This is a genomic window from Pseudoxanthomonas sp. GW835-FHT14C01 (genome assembly GCF_058793715.1).
This window is the reverse complement of sequence record NZ_JBXAGB010000001.1, coordinates 1,017,775-1,034,457: the sequence shown is the minus strand read 5'-3', so window position 1 is coordinate 1,034,457 and position 16,683 is coordinate 1,017,775. Positions and strand designations below refer to the sequence as shown.

Sequence of the window (16,683 nt, the reverse complement as noted above, 5' to 3'; positions counted from 1 at the left end):
GGCGGGCTTCGTGGCGTCGCGGCGGGTGCGGATTACTTCGCGACCGCGGTCTTCGGCGGCGTCGCCGATTCTCCATGGCGCTTGGTCATCCACCACTGCTGCAGCAGGCCCAGCGCGCCGTTGGTGACCCAGTACAGCACCAGGCCCGACGGGAAGAAGGCCATCATCACGCCGAACACCAGCGGCATGAACTGCATCATCTTCTGCTGCATCGGATCCATGCCCGGCGCCGGCGTCAGCTTCTGCGTCAGCCACATCACCAGCATGTTGAGCACCGGCAGGATGAAGTACGGATCGCGCGCGGTGAGGTCCTGGATCCACGCGAACCACGGCGCCTGGCGCAGCTCGACGGTTTCCACCAGCACCCAGTACAGCGCCAGGAACACCGGCATCTGCACAAGGATGGGCAGGCAGCCGCCCATCGGATTGATCTTCTCCTTCTTGTACAGCTCCATCATGGCGACCTGGAACTTCTGCTTGTCGTCGCCGTAGCGCTCCTTCAGCTGCTGGATGCGCGGCTGGAACTTGCGCATCTTGGCGAAGCTCTTGTACTGCGCCGCCGACAACGGATACAGGGCCAGCTTCACCAGGATCACCAGGCCGATGATCGACCAACCCCAGTTGCCGATGAAGCCGTGCAGGAAGTTCAGCACCCAGAACAGGCCCTGGCCGAGCAGCGCGAGGATGGCGAACTGGCTGTAGTCGACCACGCGGTCGATGCCCGGGGCCTTGATGGCGTGGATCTTGTCGACCAGCTTCGGACCCACCCAAAGGCGGGCGGTCGTGGTGGCCTGCTGGCCCGGGCCGACGTTGACGCCCGGACCCATTTCGCGGATCAGCGCACGCGTACCGTTGTCGGGATTGTCCAGCGAGATGGTGGTGGTGTCGTCCGCCTGCGGAATCCACGCGCTGAAGAAGTGGTGCTGCGGGATCGCGATCCAGCCGCCCTTTACCTGCGCGTTGACACGGCCGTCTTCCAGATAGTCCTCGTTGAACTTGCGGCGCTGGTAGCTGCCGTCCCACCAGGTGGCGCCGTTGAAGCTGAAGGATTCCGGATTGGTCATGCCGCTCTTGACCTGCGGCGGCGTGCGCAGCAGTTGGCGATAGACCGTGCCCTGCCATGTGCCGGCACCGGCGTTGACGACCTGGTCGCGGACCTCGATCTCGTAGCTGGCGCGCTTGAACGTGTAGGTACGACGGATGGTCACGCCGTCCGGGCCCCGCCAGACGAAGGGCACGCTGACGCTGTCGGCACCCTGCGCCAGTGCCACCTCGCCAGCGCCGTTTTCCGGCACGAACGCATGGTGGTCCGGCGCCTTCGACCCACTGCTCACCCAGCCGCTTTCCGCCGCATAGAAGTGCTGCGGATCTTCACTGAAGAGACGCACCGGACCGCTGCCCGGCGTCTTGCTCTGCGGGTAGTGCAGCAGGTCGGCCTGCAGCACGCTGCCGCCGTCCAGCACCAGGCGCAGGACATCGGTATTCACGGTGACGCGCGCTGCCGCCGCATTCTTCTGTGTCGTGGCGGGCATCGGTGCCACCGCAGGCGCGCTGGGCACGCTGCCCGAAGAAGCGCTGGCAGCGACCGCGGCAGGCACGGTGCTGCCGGACGCAGTTGCCGTCTGCGTTGCGACGGCCGGAGCGGCAGGCGCGGCCTTGTCCTTGTTCCACTCCAACCACAGCAGGGTCGCCACCATCAGCCAGGCGAAGATCAGGAATACACGGGTCTGGTTCATCAGGCAGGCAGTCTCAACCGGCGTCGGAAACCGGTTTGGTCGGAGAAGAAGGAGTGGGAGGCGGCGCGGGGGAATTCAAGCCCGGCGGCATTGTGCCGCCCGGTGCCGGTGCGAGCAATGCGCCCGCACGCGCCAGCACGCGCTCGAAGGTCGTGCGCAACTGGGCTGGATCGGCTTTCGCCGCGGGCGGACGGGCGACCACGACGTAATCGCCACCCGGCAGCGTGGCACGGAGGCGACGGAAATGTTCGCGCAGCTGGCGCTTGATGCGATTGCGCCCGACGGCCCGTGTATCGACCTTGCGGGATACCGCAAGCCCCAGGCGTGCGGATCCCTTGCCGGGGAGCCAGTGCAGGCTCATCAGCGGATCGGAGGTGCGGCGGGCCTGTTCGAACACGCGCGCGTATTCGGCGCTGGCGCGTACCCGCGCGCTGCGCGGGAATGCCGTGCTCATCTCAGCAAGAAGCCCGCTCGTGAACGGGCGGGCTCCTTTTGATGCAGGGAACGCATGGAAGCATGGCCGCGATGCGGCCAGGCCATCAGGCGGTCAGGCGCTTGCGGCCCTTGGCGCGGCGACGGGCCAGGATCTTGCGGCCATCGGCCGTGGCCATACGGGCACGGAAGCCATGGTCGCGCTTGCGCTTGAGGTTGCTGGGTTGGTAAGTGCGCTTGGTGGCCATGGGGCCCTCGGGCGTGTTCGGGTGGAAAGAACCGGAAATTCTATAGGAACCACCAGCTTAGGGTCAACTCCCTTCGTGCTTTCGACATGACATGTGGCGCAAGCCCGCGCGGGCACCGCCGCTCGTCCTTTCATCCACATCTTATGCACAGGATCGTTGGCGGGTCCCGGGACCGGTGGTAGTCTGGCCGACCCCATTGATTCCGCCCCGCGCTGCCTCCGGCAATGCGGGATGGCCTGTTCGACCCCACACGCGAGTTGTTCCACCTGATGGATGCCTGGCCCCGTTGCCTCGAACGCCTGGAAGCCGAATTGCCGGCCGAGGATGTACACACCTGGCTGAAGCCCCTGCAGGCCGAGCAGCGCAGCAACGCGATGGTGCTGTACGCGCCCAACGCCTTCATTGTGGAGCAGGTCCGCGAACGCTATCTCGGCCGCATCCGCGAACTGCTGGACTACTTCGCCGGGCACGATGACGTCTCGCTCGAAATCGGTTCGCGCAGCAAGCCGGCGGAAGCACCCTCGGTGGCTTCGCCGTCGAGCGGCACCAGTGCCGCCACGCCGGCCGAGCCGTTCGCCGGCAACATGGACACGCACTACACCTTCGACAACTTCGTCGAAGGCCGCAGCAACCAGCTTGGTCGCGCCGCCGCCTGGCAGGCCGCGCAGAAGCCGGGCGACCGCGCCCACAACCCGCTGCTGCTGTACGGCGGCACCGGCCTGGGCAAGACCCACCTGATGTTCGCCGCCGGCAACGAGATGCGCCGGCAGAACCCGAATGCGCGCGTGCTGTACCTGCGCAGCGAGCAGTTCTTCAGCGCCATGACCAAGGCGCTGATCGAAAAGTCGATGGACCAGTTCAAGCGCCGCTTCCAGCAAGTGGATGCGCTGCTGATCGACGACATCCAGTTCTTCGCCGGCAAGGACCGCACGCAGGAAGAGTTCTTCCATACCTTCAACGCGCTGTTCGACGGCCGCCAGCAGATCATCCTGACCTGCGACCGCTATCCGCGCGAAGTGGAAGGCTTGGAGCCGCGGCTGAAATCGCGCCTGGCTTGGGGCCTGAGCGTGGCGATCGACCCGCCGGACTTCGAGACGCGCGCGGCGATCGTGCTGGCCAAGGCGCACGAGCGCGGCGCGCAGATTCCCGATGACGTGGCGTTCCTGCTGGCCAAGAAGATGCGCAGCAACGTGCGCGACCTGGAAGGTGCGCTCAACACGCTCGCGGCACGGGCCAATTTCACCGGGCGCGCCATCACCACCGAGTTCGCGCAGGAGACCTTGCGCGACCTGCTCCGCGCGCAGCAGCAGGCGATCAGCATCCCCAATATCCAGAAGACCGTGGCAGACTACTACGGTCTGCAAATCAAGGACCTGCTGTCCAAGCGGCGCACGCGTTCACTCGCGCGCCCGCGACAGGTAGCCATGGCCTTGGCCAAGGAACTGACCGAACACAGCCTGCCTGAAATCGGCGACGCGTTCGCCGGCCGTGACCACACGACCGTGCTGCACGCCTGCCGACAGATCCGCACCCTGATGGAAACGGATGGCAAGCTGCGCGAGGACTGGGACAAGCTGATCCGGAAACTCAGCGAGTAGGCAACAGCTCATGTCGGGCCGTGCTATCCGCCAGTCGCCGGTCGGTGCCTCATTCTCCAAACCAGCGTCATGCGGTGGTGCGGTGCGCGCAGGTTCTCGTCGCGTCGCATGGGCGGTGACCGTGTACCGGGCCGGAAGGGTTCGCACACGATCGCGGCGCCATCTCGCGTCGCCAGCAGGATCGCGCTGCCCAACCTGGAGCGCACTGTAGGGAGGCGTGGGGGGAAGGGCAACGCACAACTTCGTGGGCAACTGGGCGCGCGATCTGTGGATAAGATGTGCGTGTTTTCGGCCCTCGAAGTTGTCCACAGGTTCCAACACAGCTCCAGCCGACCCTGTCCACCGGGTTGGAGGAAGAAAAAACAAATTGAATTCAATGGGTTAGGTTGGTTTTCCCGTAGTTTCAGGCCTACCACCACCACCAGCTTTTAAGCTTTTAGTCTTAAAAATCCAAAGCGAAGGGGCTCCAACACTCATGCGTTTCAGTCTGCAGCGCGAAGCTTTCCTCAAACCCTTGGCCCAGGTGGTCAATGTGGTCGAACGCCGGCAGACGTTGCCGGTCCTCGCCAATTTCCTGGTACAGGTGCAGAACGGCCAGCTCTCGCTGACCGGCACCGACCTGGAAGTCGAGATGATTTCCCGCAGCGCCGTCGATGATGCGCAGGACGGCGAAACCACCATCCCGGCGCGCAAGCTGTTCGACATCATTCGCGCCCTGCCCGATGGCAGCAAGGTGACCGTCAGCCAGACCGGCGACAAGGTCACCGTACAGGCGGGGCGCAGCCGGTTCACGCTGGCGACGCTGCCTGCGAATGATTTCCCGTCGGTGGATGAGGTCGAAGCCACCGAGCGGATCGAAGTGCCGGAAGCGACGTTGAAGGAGCTGATCGAACGCACCTCGTTCGCCATGGCCCAGCAGGACGTGCGCTACTACCTCAACGGTCTGCTCTTCGACCTGAGCGAGCGGACATTGCGCTGCGTGGCGACGGACGGGCACCGTCTGGCGATGTGCGAATCCCAGCTGGAAGGCGCACCGGTAGGCAAGCGCCAGATCATCGTGCCGCGCAAGGGCGTGACCGAGCTGCAGCGCCTGCTGGAAGGCGGCGACCGTGCGCTCGAGCTGGAAGTGGGCCGCAGCCACATCCGCGTGAAGCGCGACGATGTGACCTTCACTTCCAAGCTCATCGATGGTCGTTTCCCGGATTACGCGGCGGTGATTCCGATCGGCGCGGACCGCGAAGTCCAGTTGGACCGGGAAGTGCTCCGTGCGGCGCTCCAGCGGGCCGCGATCCTGTCGAACGAGAAGTACCGCGGTGTCCGCGTCGAAGTCTCGCCAGGCCAGCTCAAGATCAGCGCCCACAATCCCGAGCAGGAAGAGGCCCAGGAAGAGATCGAGGCTGACACCAAGGTCGACGGCCTGGCGATCGGCTTCAACGTGAACTATCTGCTGGACGCGCTTTCGGCCCTGCGCGACGAGCACATCGTCCTGCAGCTCCGCGACGCCAACTCCTCCGCTCTGGTCCGCGAAGCCAGCAGCGAGAAGTCCCGTCACGTGGTAATGCCGCTTCGGCTCTGACGCACCTGTTCCACGTGGAACACGATGCATCGCCCGGCTTCGGCCGGGCGATGTCGTTTCAGCCTGTGGCGAATCGGGCGCGTCACGACTCAGATGCTGCCCACGCTAGAATTTGGTCCATATGATCCTGCTGTTCGCCTGCGCTGCCCTCTCGTGCCTTCTCGATCCACGCGAATCGCTGTCCGTGGGGCCAACCCGGTGCAGGTGACTCGTCTGGAAGCCAGCGGGTTGCGACGCTTTCCGCAGGTTTCACTGGCGCCGGAAGCCGGGCTCAACCTGATTACGGGGGACAACGGCGCCGGGAAGACCAGCCTGCTGGAAGCCCTGCACCTGATGGCGTACGGCCGGAGTTTCCGTGGGCGTGTACGGGATGGGTTGGTACGCACCGATGCGGAAGCCATCGAGGTGTTCGTCGAATGGCGAGAAGCAGGGCAAGGACGACATCGCCGGGCGGGCTTGCGCCATACCGGTCAGACCTGGGCAGGACGGCTGGACGGCGAGAACGTCGCCCAGCTGGGAGATCTCTGCGCGGCGTTGGCGGTCGTGAGCTTTGAGCCGGGCAGTCATGCCTTGGTTACCGGCGGTGGCGAGCCACGGCGTCGTTTCATGGATTGGGGCTTGTTCCACGTGGAACAGGGGCGCGAAGGGGGCTTTCTTCCCCTGTGGCGCCGCTATGCACGTGCCCTGAAGCAACGGAACAGTCTGCTTAAAGCCGGAATCGCCGGTAAGCAGCTGGACGCATGGGATCACGAGCTCGCCGAGGCGGGCGAACCGCTCACCAGTCATCGGCAAGGCTATCTGGATGCGCTGCAGGGCGACCTTGCGGAGGTGGTGACCGAGCTTGCCCCGTCGCTCGGGGCTGCAAGCCTGCAGTTCCAGCCGGGTTGGCGCCGCCACGAACTGTCGCTGGTCGATGCGCTTCTACTGTCCAGGGATCGGGATCGTGCCGCCGGCTACACCACGGTGGGGCCGCACCGCGCCGATTGGCGCATCGACTACTCCACCCTGCCCCAGCGCGAGACGCTCTCGCGGGGGCAGGCGAAGCTCACGGCCCTGTCGTGCCTGCTGGCACAGGCCCAGGATTTCGCTCGGCGACGTGGCGAATGGCCGGTAATGGCGCTGGACGATCTGGCCTCCGAGCTGGACCGGCATCACCAGCGCCGTATTCTCGAGCGCCTGCTTGCCAGCGGTGCCCAGGTGTTCATTACAGGTACCGAACCCCCATTGGGTTTGGCCGACACCGGGATCATGCCCACCTTGTTCCACGTGGAACAAGGGGCTGTCCAGCGCGTCACGGATGCCCGGCCAGGGGGCTAAGTGCCCACCAGTGCTATAATTCCGCATTGATCCCTTGGCTCGCGCATTGCGCCTACCGACCCGGTGGCGCGGCGTCCGCCATGCAGCCGACACGAAGCGAATGACCGACGAAACGACCTCTTCTGCACCGAACGGCAACACGTACGACGCCAACAGTATTACCGCGTTGGAGGGCCTGGAAGCGGTCCGCAAGCGTCCCGGCATGTACATCGGCGACGTGCATGACGGCACGGGTCTGCACCACATGGTGTTCGAAGTCGTCGACAACTCGATCGACGAGGCCTTGGCCGGGCATGCCGACCATGTCGCGGTCACGATCCACGCAGACGGTTCGGTGTCGGTCTCCGACAACGGTCGTGGCATTCCGGTCGGCAAGCACGCGCAGATGAGTGTCAAGTTGGGTCGCGAGGTCTCGGCGGCCGAAGTCGTCATGACCGTCCTCCACGCGGGTGGCAAGTTCGACGACAACAGCTACAAGGTGTCTGGCGGCCTGCACGGCGTGGGCGTCAGCGTGGTCAACGCGCTCTCCGAGAAGCTGCAGCTGGATATCTTCCAGGGGGGGTTCCACTATCGCCAGGAATACAGCAACGGCGCCGCCCTGGGACCGTTGACCCAGGTGGAAAGCACCACCAAGCGCGGCACCACGCTGCGGTTCTGGCCGTCGGTCACGGCCTTCCATGGCAACGTCGAGTTCCACTACGACATCCTGGCGCGTCGCCTGCGTGAGCTGTCCTTCCTCAATTCCGGCGTCAAGATCGTACTGGTCGACGAGCGGGGCGAAGGACGGCACGACGACTTCCACTACGAAGGTGGCATCCGCAGCTTCGTGGAGCATCTGGCGCACCTGAAGACGCCGCTGCATCCGCACGTGATCGCGGTCAGTGGTGAGCAGAACGGCATTACCGTCGAAGTCGCCCTGCAATGGACCGACGCCTACCAGGAAACGATGTTCTGCTTCACCAACAACATCCCGCAGAAGGATGGCGGTACCCACCTCATTGGCTTCCGCGCGGCACTGACGCGCACGCTGACCAACTACATCGAGCAGAACGGCATCGCCAAGCAGGCCAAGGTCAACCTGTCCGGCGACGACATGCGCGAAGGCATGATCGCGGTGCTGTCGGTGAAGGTACCGGACCCGAGTTTCTCGTCGCAGACCAAGGAGAAACTGGTCAGTTCCGACGTCAGGCCGGTCGTTGAGAGCACGTTCGGTGCACGTTTGGAGGAGTTCCTGCAGGAACACCCCCATGAGGCCCGCGCCATCGCCGGCAAGATCGTCGACGCCGCCCGCGCCCGCGAGGCCGCCCGCAAGGCGCGCGACCTGACGCGGCGCAAGGGTGCGCTGGATATCGCCGGCCTTCCCGGCAAGCTGGCCGACTGCCAGGAGAAGGATCCGGCACTGTCCGAACTCTTCATCGTCGAGGGCGACTCCGCAGGTGGTTCCGCCAAGCAGGGTCGCAACCGCAAGAACCAGGCGGTGCTGCCTTTGAGGGGAAAAATCCTCAACGTCGAACGCGCGCGCTTCGATCGCATGCTCGCCTCCGCCGAAGTCGGCACGCTGATCACCGCGCTCGGCACCGGCATCGGCAAGGACGAGTACAACCCGGACAAGCTGCGCTACCACCGCATCATCATCATGACCGACGCCGACGTCGACGGTTCGCACATCCGCACGCTGCTGCTGACGTTCTTCTACCGGCAGATGCCGGAGCTGATCGAGCGCGGTCACGTCTACATCGGCCTGCCGCCGCTGTACAAGCTCAAGCAGGGCAAGCAGGAGCTGTACCTGAAGGATGACGCGGCGCTCAACGTCTATCTGGCGAACAATGCCGTCGAGGGCGCGTCGCTGATTCCCGCGAACGGTGAACCGCCGATTTCCGGCGAAGCGCTCGAGAAGCTGCTGCTGGTGTTCACCACGGCCCGCGACGCGATCGCGCGCAATGCGCACCGTTACGATCCGGTGCTGCTCGAGTCGTTGATCGATTTCACGCCGCTCGATGCGGAACATCTGCAGCAGAACATCGACGAGCGCCACGAACTCGATGCGCTGGAAGCCAAGCTCAACCGTGGCAGCCTCGGCAGTGCCCGCTACTCGCTGACGCTGCAGCCGGCGACCGACCAGCGCCCCGCCGCGTTGCTGGCCACGCGCCGGCACATGGGCGAGGAACTGGTACAGGTGCTGTCGCTGTCGGCGTTCGAGAGCGGCGAACTGCGGCCGCTGCGCGAAGCCGCTGCGCTCCTGCATGGTCTGGTGCGTGAGGGCGCGCAGGTCGTCCGCGGCAACAAGGCGCAACCGGTGGCCACGTTCGCCGATGCGCAGGCGTGGTTGCTGGAAGAAGCCAAGAAGGGCCGCAGCATCCAGCGCTTCAAGGGCCTGGGTGAAATGAACCCCGAGCAGCTGTGGGATACCACGGTCAATCCCGACACGCGCCGCCTGCTGCAAGTGCGGATCGAAGACGCCGTCGCGGCCGACCAGATCTTCAGCACGCTGATGGGCGATGTCGTCGAGCCGCGTCGCGAGTTCATCGAGGACAACGCGCTGAAGGTGTCCAACCTCGACGTCTGACGCCGCGCGAATGAGCGAGATGCCCGCTTCGTCGGACGCCGTGGAAGCGTCGCCGGCCCCCCTGCCCTTGCGTGGTGTCCTGCCGGCGTTCGTCCTCGATGTGGCGCTCGCCGTCACGCTCTCGTTTTCGACGCTGATGCTCGGCTTGTTCGGATGGGCCGCGTGGCGTGGCATCCAACTCGCGCGACAGCAAGGGAGCGCGCCGGATGCGCAAGCGTTGCAGGCGCAACTCGGCACGCCGCCGATTCTCTTCCTCATCGTCATGACGCTGGTCAGCACGGGCGGAACGGCGCTTGTGCTGTATTTCTGGCGTCGTCGTGCGACGGTCGCCGAACGACGTGAATCCACCGATCGTGCAGGCAAGCCGAGCACCTGGGGCTGGGCGCTGGCCGCCGGGGGGGCGACCTTTCTCTTCAGTACATTGATGAGTGCGGGTGGGCGCGCGCTGGGGCTGGAGCTGGAACCGAGCAACCTCGACATGATCCGGGATGGATTCGTCCGTTTCCCCGTGTTCCTGGCGCTGTTCGCGGTGGTGCTGGCGCCACTGTACGAAGAACTGCTGTTCCGGCGCGTCCTGTTCGGACGGCTGTGGAAGGCAGGCTGGCCGCTCCTCGGGCTGGTGCTCAGCAGCCTGATCTTCGCGCTGGTCCACGAACTGCCTGGCCTCAATGGAAAGCCGATCGGGAGTACGGTGTTCCTGATCTTGGTCTACGCCGGCATGGGCGGCATCTTCGCCTGGGTCTACCGCCGGACCGGAACCCTCTGGGCACCGATCGCCGCCCACATCCTGAACAATGGGATAGCGCTGGCTGTCCTGCAGGTTTACGGCGGTGCGCCGGTTTAATGTGATTGACAAAAGTTTAAGACGCGCTTGCCCAGACTCGGGTGTCGCGCAATATCGCAGGGGGCGAAGCATGAAACTCCGGATCCTCGGAACCGCCATGGTGCTGGGCCTGACGGCCTGCGCCACCACCACCTCGCCTACCGGCCGGACGCAGATGGTCGGCGGCGTCTCGCAGGCGCAGCTGGACCAGCTCGGCGCGCAGGCCTTCGCCGAAACCAAGGCGAAGGAGACCCTCAACCGGGACGCGAAACAGAACGCCTACGTCACTTGCGTCGTCAACGCGCTGGTGCGCCAGTTGCCGCCCGAGCAGCGCAGTGTCGCGTGGGAAACGGCGGTTTTCACCGACAAGGAGCCGAATGCGTTCGCCCTGCCGGGCGGCAAGGTCGGTGTGAACACCGGCATCTTCACCGTCGCGAAGAATCAGGATCAGCTTGCCGCGGTGCTGGGACACGAAATCGGCCACGTGATCGCGCGTCATCATGAGGAACGCATCACCCGCCAGATGGGGGCACAGACGGGCGTCGGCGTGATCAGTGCGCTGCTGGGTGCGCGCTATGGCGAGGGCGTCGCCAACACGGCGAACCAGATCGGCGGCATGACGGCACAGACCGTTTTCCTCCTCCCCGGATCCCGGGAACAGGAAAGCGAAGCCGATATCGTCGGTCAGCGGCTGATGGCCCAGGCGGGTTTCGATCCGCGCCAGGCGGTCGGTCTCTGGCAGAACATGATGGCCGCCAGCGGCGGGCGCTCGCCCCAATGGCTGTCGACCCACCCCGATCCCGCGAACCGCATCCGCGAGCTCGATCGCGATGCGCCTTCCCTCGTCCCTACCTACGAGGCGGCCAAGCGGGCGGGAAACGCACCGAAATGCGGCTGACACACGCTGCGGTATTGCTGCGGAGCAGCACCTGAAACGGTATCCGCGTTCCCCCGGTTTCTGTTAGTTTTGCCGGCCCCGCACGCAGACGGGATGAACGCACCATCTTCTGCTTGGCCCCATGAGGTTTGAACATGAAGCACCGTACGCCCAAGAAGACCCTTCTCAGTCTGATGCTGCTGGCCGCCTTCGGCGGCGCCGTCGTTGCCGACGCCGTGGCGCAAAGCGCCCGTTCCGCCGACCGCGGTGGCCGCAAGAACAGCGGCAAGCCCGAGGTGCGTTATCCGGACGCGACGCGCGAGGAGCCCAAGGCCAAGGGTTCCAGCAAGGCGCAGGGCAAGCTGAGCAAGCTCTTCAAGGCGTACGAGAAGGAAGACAACGAGGCCGAGACCCTCACGCTGGCCAAGGAACTGCTGGCCGACGGCAACGCCAACGAGTACGACAAGGCGATGGCCGCGCAGCTCGGCGCCCAGGCCGCCTACAACCTCGACGACATGGCGACCGCCAAGCAGTTGCTGCAACAGGCGGTCGACCTCAACGCACTGGACAACAATGGCCACTACCAGTCCCTGCTGATGCTGGCGCAGCTGCAGTTGCAGGACGACGAGTTCGAACCGGGCATGGCCAATCTGGATCGCTACCTGGCGGAGACCAAGTCCAACAAGCCGGAAGACCTGATCCAGAAGGGACAGGCGCTCTACCAGATGGAAAAGTTCGCCGAGGCCATTCCGGTGCTGGAAAAGGCCATCGCCGCAACGCCGGAGCCCAAGGACAGCTGGTACAGCCTGTTGCTCGCTTCGCTGGTCGGCGCGGATCGTCCCGCCGATGCGGTGAGGATCGCCGAGCAGATGGCGGCCAAGGCACCGACGGACAAGAAGGCCCAGCTCAACCTGGTGGCGACCTACCAGCAGGCCGACCAGTTCGACAAGGCGGCCGCGACGCTGGAGAAGCTGCGTGCCGCGGGCCAACTGTCCGACGAGAAGGAATACCGCCAGCTCTATGTCACCTACGCCAATATGGATGGCAAGGAGAAGGAGGTCATTTCCGTCGTCAATGAGGGCCTGCAGAAAGGCATCTTGAAGCCGGACTACCAGACCCAGCTGGCGCTGGCGCAGGCTTATTACTACTCCGAGCAGATCCCGCAGGCCATCGAAGCATGGCAGAAGGCGGCTCCGCTGGCGCCCAACGGCGACACCTATCTCAACCTCGCGCGCGTGCTGTGGCAGGAAGACCGCATCCCGGAAGCCAAGACCGCGGCGCGGGCCGCGCTGGAGAAGGGATTGAAGAAGCCGGAAGACGCGAAGAAGATCATCGCGCTGCCCTAACGCGATCGGATGACACCGAAGGCCAATAATCCATACGGATGATGGCACCGGGGCGTCGGATTGGTATAAGCTGGGGGTTCCGCCGGTGAAAACCACCGGCAGGGCCCAGAATCAACGAGGCGCCTCGGTGCCCGTATCAACCTTGAGTTAATTGGCGCATGGCTGAACAACTGGTCATCAACAGGTACCGGGAACAGGAAGAGGACAACAGCCTCAACTGGCCCCGTATCATCGGTATTGCCTTCGTGATCGCGTTGCACGCAGCTGCCCTGCTTGCGCTGTTGATCCCGGCGGTCGCTCCTCCGGCGGAAAAGGAAAAGGAGCGTCGGACCTCGGTCGTCATCGTCGATGCACCGCCGCCGCCGCCTCCCCCGCCGCCGCCGCCGCCGCCGCAGGATACGCCGCCGCCGCCGGTCAAGAATCTGGCGCCGCCGCGCACCACGCCGCTCCCGCCGCCGCCGGAAGCGCCCCCGGTCGATATCGCCGAACCGCGTCCGACCGACATCGTGACCCCGCCATCGCCGCCGGCCCCGCCGGCAGCCGTCCCGGACATCGGCGCCAGCGTCGACATCTCGTCGAAGAACATGAACCCGCCCCGCTACCCGCCCGCCGCCGCGCGCGCCGGTATCGAAGGTACGGTCATCCTGATCATCGACGTCGACGCCAATGGCAACGTGACCAACGTGTCCGTGGAGAAGTCCAGCCGCAACCGCGATCTCGATCGCGCTGCCATGGACGCCGCGCGCAAGTGGCGCTTCAATGCTTCCGTCGTCAATGGCCAGAAGGCTGCAGGCCGCGTGCGCGTGCCGGTGGACTTCAACATGGGCGGCTGATGCCCTCGGGCATCGATCGTTTTCAACGTAACCCGCAACACTCTCAATCAACACTTATATAAAGGTAAGCGTCATGCTGCAGGAAACCCTTTTCGCCGCCGCCGCCGGGGGCAACAACGCCGCGAATGCCCTGTCGCAGATGGGCTTCGAGCACATGATCTCCGAGATGGTCAGCAAGCCCGGCGAGTTCATCGTCTCCTGGGTCGTGCTGCTCACCCTGGTCATCATGTCGGCCATGTCCTGGTACTGGACCGTCATCAACGTGCTGCGCAGCACCCGCCTGAAGGGCCAGGCCGATCGCGTGACCAGCTCGTTCTGGGAAACCCCGAACGCGCAGGACGCCATCCGCCTGATGGAAGAACAGCCGAAGAACGAGCCGTTCTCCAAGATCGCCCTCGACGCTGCCCAGGCCGCTGCGCACCACCAGCGTTCGGAAGGTTCGGGCGAGACCCTGAGCCGCTCGGAGTTCGTGGACCGTGCCCTGCGCCAGGCCGTGACCCGTGAGAGCACCAACCTCCAGGGCGGCATGACGCTGCTCGCCACCGTCGGTGCGACCGCGCCGTTCGTGGGTCTGCTGGGTACGGTGTGGGGCATCTACGGCGCCCTGATCCGCATCGGTGCGACCGGCCAGGCTTCGATCGACGCCGTCGCCGGCCCGGTGGGTGAAGCGCTGATCATGACCGCGATCGGTCTGTTCGTCGCCATCCCGGCGGTGTTCGCCTACAACTTCTTCAGCAAGACGAACGCGGCCGTCATCGCCAAGTTCGACACGTTCGCGCACGACCTGCACGACTTCTTCGCCACCGGCTCGCGCGTTCGCTGAGCCGGCGGTACAAGCAGTCAACGCAACGTTCTAGACGGAGCCCGTCATGGCTTTCAGTAGTGGTAATAGCGGTGGCCCGATGGCCGAGATCAACGTCACGCCCCTCGTGGACGTGATGTTGGTGCTGCTGATCATCTTCATCATCACGGCGCCGCTGATGTCGCACAAGGTGAAGATCGACCTGCCCGAGACCCCCCAGATCGCGAAACCCGACGACGAGGGTCCCAAGACCCCGCCGATCACCATCTCCGTCAAGGAGAACGGTGACCTGTTCTGGGGCGACGAGCCGGTCAGCAAGGCCATCCTGGAGTCGCGCCTGTCGAGCGCCGCCCAGCTGCAGCCGCAGCCGAAGCTCAACCTGCGCGGCGACAAGACGACCAAGATGGGTGTCATCGCGGACGTGACCAAGCTCGCGCAGGGCCAGGGCATGCTGGACATCGGCTACGTGGCCACGAAAGAGAAGGGGCAGTAAGCCATGGCATTCAGCAGTGGTGGTAACAAGGGTCCCATGGCCGACATCAACGTCACGCCCCTCGTGGACGTGATGCTGGTGCTCCTGATCATCTTCATCGTGACCGCGCCGATCATGACGTATCCGATCGAGGTCGCCCTGCCGCAGCGCGTGATCAACCCGCCGCCGCAGATCAAGGAACCGCCGCCGCCGATCGAGTTGAAGATCAACGCCGACGGTACGGTGTACTGGAACAACAGCCCGGTGAACGTGTCGGATCTGCAGACCCGGATGGAAAACGAGGTCCAGCGCGATCCGACCAACCAGCCGGAGCTGCGCATCGAGGCGAACTCGGAAGCGCACTACGAGGTGATGGCCAAGGTGCTGGCCGCCGCCAAGAACGCGCAGATGTTGAAGATCGGTTTCGTGCAGTAATCCTGACGCGCAACACAGACTTGAACGCCGCCCTCCGGGCGGCGTTTTTCTTTGGGGCCGACATCCCTCTTGCGGCACACCCGGCACGGGCGTAGCGTCCAGCTTACGGTCCCGACAGAAGGAGGTGTGCCATGGCGTTCTCCGCTCCCGCAAGCCGTTCCGAACTGGCCGAGATCAACATCACGCCGCTGGTCGACGTGATGCTGGTCCTGCTCGTGATCTTCATGGTCACCGCGCCGATCCTGTCGCGCCCCATCGAGGCCATGCTGCCGCAGCCCGTCGAGGGCAAACCGGTCGAACCGCGGAATGACCTGGTGCTCAAGGTCGGGCTCGCGGGCCTGTACACGCTGGACGATCGTCCCGTGACGCTGGCGGAACTGCGTGCGCGGCTTGAAGATGCGCGTATCGCCGATCCGCGCACCGTGCTGCAGGTGGAGGCCGCCGACGGCGCCGACTACCAGCAACTGGTCACCGCGTTGGCGCAGGCCGAGGCCAGCGGTCTGGGCAATATCGTGATGAGGAACTGACCGCGCGCGGTCTGTTCCGTCAGCGCCCGCCGTCGGTCGATGAGGCCGCCAGGATGGCGAGATAGCGGCCGACGGTCATGTCCAGTCCGGCGTAGAGCGCCTCGCCGATCAGCGCGTGGCCGATGGACACTTCCAGCACCTCGGGAACCGTGGCCAGGAAACGTCCCAGGTTGTCCTGGCTGAGATCATGTCCTGCGTTGACCCCGAGGCCCAGCGCCTGGGCTTCCCGTGCGGTGCGGACGCAACGCGCCAGCTCGTCGGTGGCATCGCCGCGCACTGCGGCGTCGGCGAACGGGCCGGTGTAGATCTCGATGCGGTCCGCGCCGATGCGCGCCGCCGACGCCAGGCCGTCGCAACCCGCGTCGACGAACAGGCTGACCCGGCAGCCCATGCGCTTGAGCCCGGCCACCAGCGGACGCAGGCGTTCGGTGTCGCGCGCGAAATCGAAACCGTGGTCCGACGTGATCTGCCCGTCGCTGTCCGGGACCAGCGTGGCCTGCGCCGGGCGTACTTCATCGCACAGGGCGAGAAAGCCGGGATACCCCATCCGCGCGGGTGCGAAGGGATTGCCTTCCACATTCAATTCGACGCCGCGCGCGCGGGTCAGCGAAGACAGTGCGCGGACGTCGTCGGGGCGGATATGGCGCTGGTCAGGACGCGGATGCACCGTGATGCCATGCGCACCGGCATCAAGACAGGCCTGCGCAGCGCGGACGACATCGGGTTCGGCGCCGCCGCGGGAATTCCGAAGGACCGCAATCTTGTTGACGTTGACGCTGAGCAGAGTCACGGGGCGGGCGGTTCGGTCGGTGGCGTCGTGGCGCTGCGTCGCGCTTCGGCCAGTTCGCGCAGGCGCCGCAGTTCCGCAGGGTCGATCATCATCGAGGGGTCGCGGCTGGTTTCGCCCAGCCGGCGCGCATGCCGGCCCATGATCCAGGCCACGAACAGGCCCAGCGACGCGAGCATGAGGAAGACCATCAGCGGCATCGATGTCGTGCGCAAGGCCATGAACATGCAGCCGATCGCCATCAACAGGAAAAGCCAGTGCATCGTCCACCCCCGGGCTTGGTGGCCGCATCTTACCGCTTCCCTCCG

The 16,683-nt window shown here is 65.2% G+C and carries 17 protein-coding genes; 12 read left to right on the top strand and 5 right to left on the bottom strand.

All coding sequences use genetic code 11. The features are described 5' to 3' along the window. Positions 1-32: 32 nt before the first annotated feature. The 3 genes from yidC to rpmH form a co-directional block, all read right to left on the bottom strand. Positions 33-1,736: a membrane protein insertase YidC gene (yidC, locus tag AC1Q5B_RS04575; protein WP_492630536.1), complete on the bottom strand. Its 1,704-nt coding sequence runs from the start codon at positions 1,734-1,736 to the stop codon at positions 33-35. Between the two features lie 13 nt (positions 1,737-1,749). Continuing rightward, on the bottom strand, positions 1,750-2,190 hold the full coding sequence (gene rnpA, locus AC1Q5B_RS04570) for a ribonuclease P protein component (protein WP_492630535.1): 441 nt from the start codon (positions 2,188-2,190) through the stop codon (positions 1,750-1,752). A gap of 85 nt (positions 2,191-2,275) precedes the next feature. Then, complete coding sequence (rpmH, locus tag AC1Q5B_RS04565) at positions 2,276-2,416, bottom strand: 50S ribosomal protein L34 (protein ID WP_027083663.1); 141 nt, start codon at positions 2,414-2,416, stop codon at positions 2,276-2,278. 269 nt (positions 2,417-2,685) lie between these two features. Here rpmH and dnaA point away from each other — a divergent pair, with 269 nt between their 5' ends. From dnaA to AC1Q5B_RS04505, 12 genes are all read left to right on the top strand, one after another. Beyond that, complete coding sequence (gene dnaA, locus AC1Q5B_RS04560) at positions 2,686-4,014, top strand: chromosomal replication initiator protein DnaA (protein WP_492630947.1); 1,329 nt, start codon at positions 2,686-2,688, stop codon at positions 4,012-4,014. A gap of 475 nt (positions 4,015-4,489) precedes the next feature. Then, positions 4,490-5,590, top strand: a complete 1,101-nt coding sequence (dnaN, locus tag AC1Q5B_RS04555; protein WP_492630534.1) for a DNA polymerase III subunit beta — start codon at positions 4,490-4,492, stop codon at positions 5,588-5,590. A gap of 198 nt (positions 5,591-5,788) precedes the next feature. Beyond that, positions 5,789-6,907: a DNA replication/repair protein RecF gene (gene recF, locus AC1Q5B_RS04550; RefSeq protein ID WP_492630533.1), complete on the top strand. Its 1,119-nt coding sequence runs from the start codon at positions 5,789-5,791 to the stop codon at positions 6,905-6,907. A 100-nt stretch (positions 6,908-7,007) separates the two neighbouring features. Next, on the top strand, positions 7,008-9,473 hold the full coding sequence (gene gyrB / locus AC1Q5B_RS04545; RefSeq protein WP_492630532.1) for a DNA topoisomerase (ATP-hydrolyzing) subunit B: 2,466 nt from the start codon (positions 7,008-7,010) through the stop codon (positions 9,471-9,473). Between the two features lie 40 nt (positions 9,474-9,513). Beyond that, positions 9,514-10,317, top strand: coding sequence for a CPBP family intramembrane glutamic endopeptidase (locus AC1Q5B_RS04540; RefSeq protein ID WP_492630531.1), 804 nt, complete (start codon positions 9,514-9,516; stop codon positions 10,315-10,317). 70 nt (positions 10,318-10,387) lie between these two features. Beyond that, entirely contained in the window at positions 10,388-11,194 is an 807-nt protein-coding gene (locus AC1Q5B_RS04535) for a M48 family metallopeptidase (RefSeq protein WP_492630530.1), read from the top strand. A gap of 134 nt (positions 11,195-11,328) precedes the next feature. Beyond that, positions 11,329-12,519, top strand: a complete 1,191-nt coding sequence (locus AC1Q5B_RS04530) for a tetratricopeptide repeat protein (RefSeq protein WP_492630529.1) — start codon at positions 11,329-11,331, stop codon at positions 12,517-12,519. A 158-nt stretch (positions 12,520-12,677) separates the two neighbouring features. After that, positions 12,678-13,352, top strand: coding sequence for an energy transducer TonB (locus AC1Q5B_RS04525; protein WP_492630528.1), 675 nt, complete (start codon positions 12,678-12,680; stop codon positions 13,350-13,352). A gap of 73 nt (positions 13,353-13,425) precedes the next feature. Next, a complete protein-coding gene (gene exbB / locus AC1Q5B_RS04520; protein ID WP_492630527.1) occupies positions 13,426-14,175 on the top strand; it encodes a TonB-system energizer ExbB in 750 nt (249 codons plus the stop codon). Positions 14,176-14,221: 46 nt separating this feature from the next. Next, the gene (locus AC1Q5B_RS04515) at positions 14,222-14,647 is read left to right on the top strand and encodes an ExbD/TolR family protein (RefSeq protein ID WP_492630526.1); all 426 of its coding nucleotides are present in this window, start codon (positions 14,222-14,224) and stop codon (positions 14,645-14,647) included. A 3-nt stretch (positions 14,648-14,650) separates the two neighbouring features. Beyond that, positions 14,651-15,061, top strand: coding sequence for an ExbD/TolR family protein (locus AC1Q5B_RS04510; RefSeq protein WP_492630525.1), 411 nt, complete (start codon positions 14,651-14,653; stop codon positions 15,059-15,061). A gap of 131 nt (positions 15,062-15,192) precedes the next feature. Next, on the top strand, positions 15,193-15,588 hold the full coding sequence (locus AC1Q5B_RS04505) for an ExbD/TolR family protein (RefSeq protein WP_492630524.1): 396 nt from the start codon (positions 15,193-15,195) through the stop codon (positions 15,586-15,588). A gap of 19 nt (positions 15,589-15,607) precedes the next feature. On the opposite strand, the gene AC1Q5B_RS04500 is transcribed toward AC1Q5B_RS04505, so the two are convergent. Both AC1Q5B_RS04500 and AC1Q5B_RS04495 read right to left on the bottom strand, forming a co-directional pair. Continuing rightward, the gene (locus tag AC1Q5B_RS04500; RefSeq protein ID WP_492630523.1) at positions 15,608-16,378 is read right to left on the bottom strand and encodes a pyridoxine 5'-phosphate synthase; all 771 of its coding nucleotides are present in this window, start codon (positions 16,376-16,378) and stop codon (positions 15,608-15,610) included. Beyond that, a complete protein-coding gene (locus AC1Q5B_RS04495; protein WP_492630522.1) occupies positions 16,375-16,638 on the bottom strand; it encodes a hypothetical protein in 264 nt (87 codons plus the stop codon). The genes AC1Q5B_RS04500 and AC1Q5B_RS04495 overlap by 4 nt, the downstream gene beginning before the upstream one ends. Positions 16,639-16,683 lie beyond the last annotated feature (45 nt).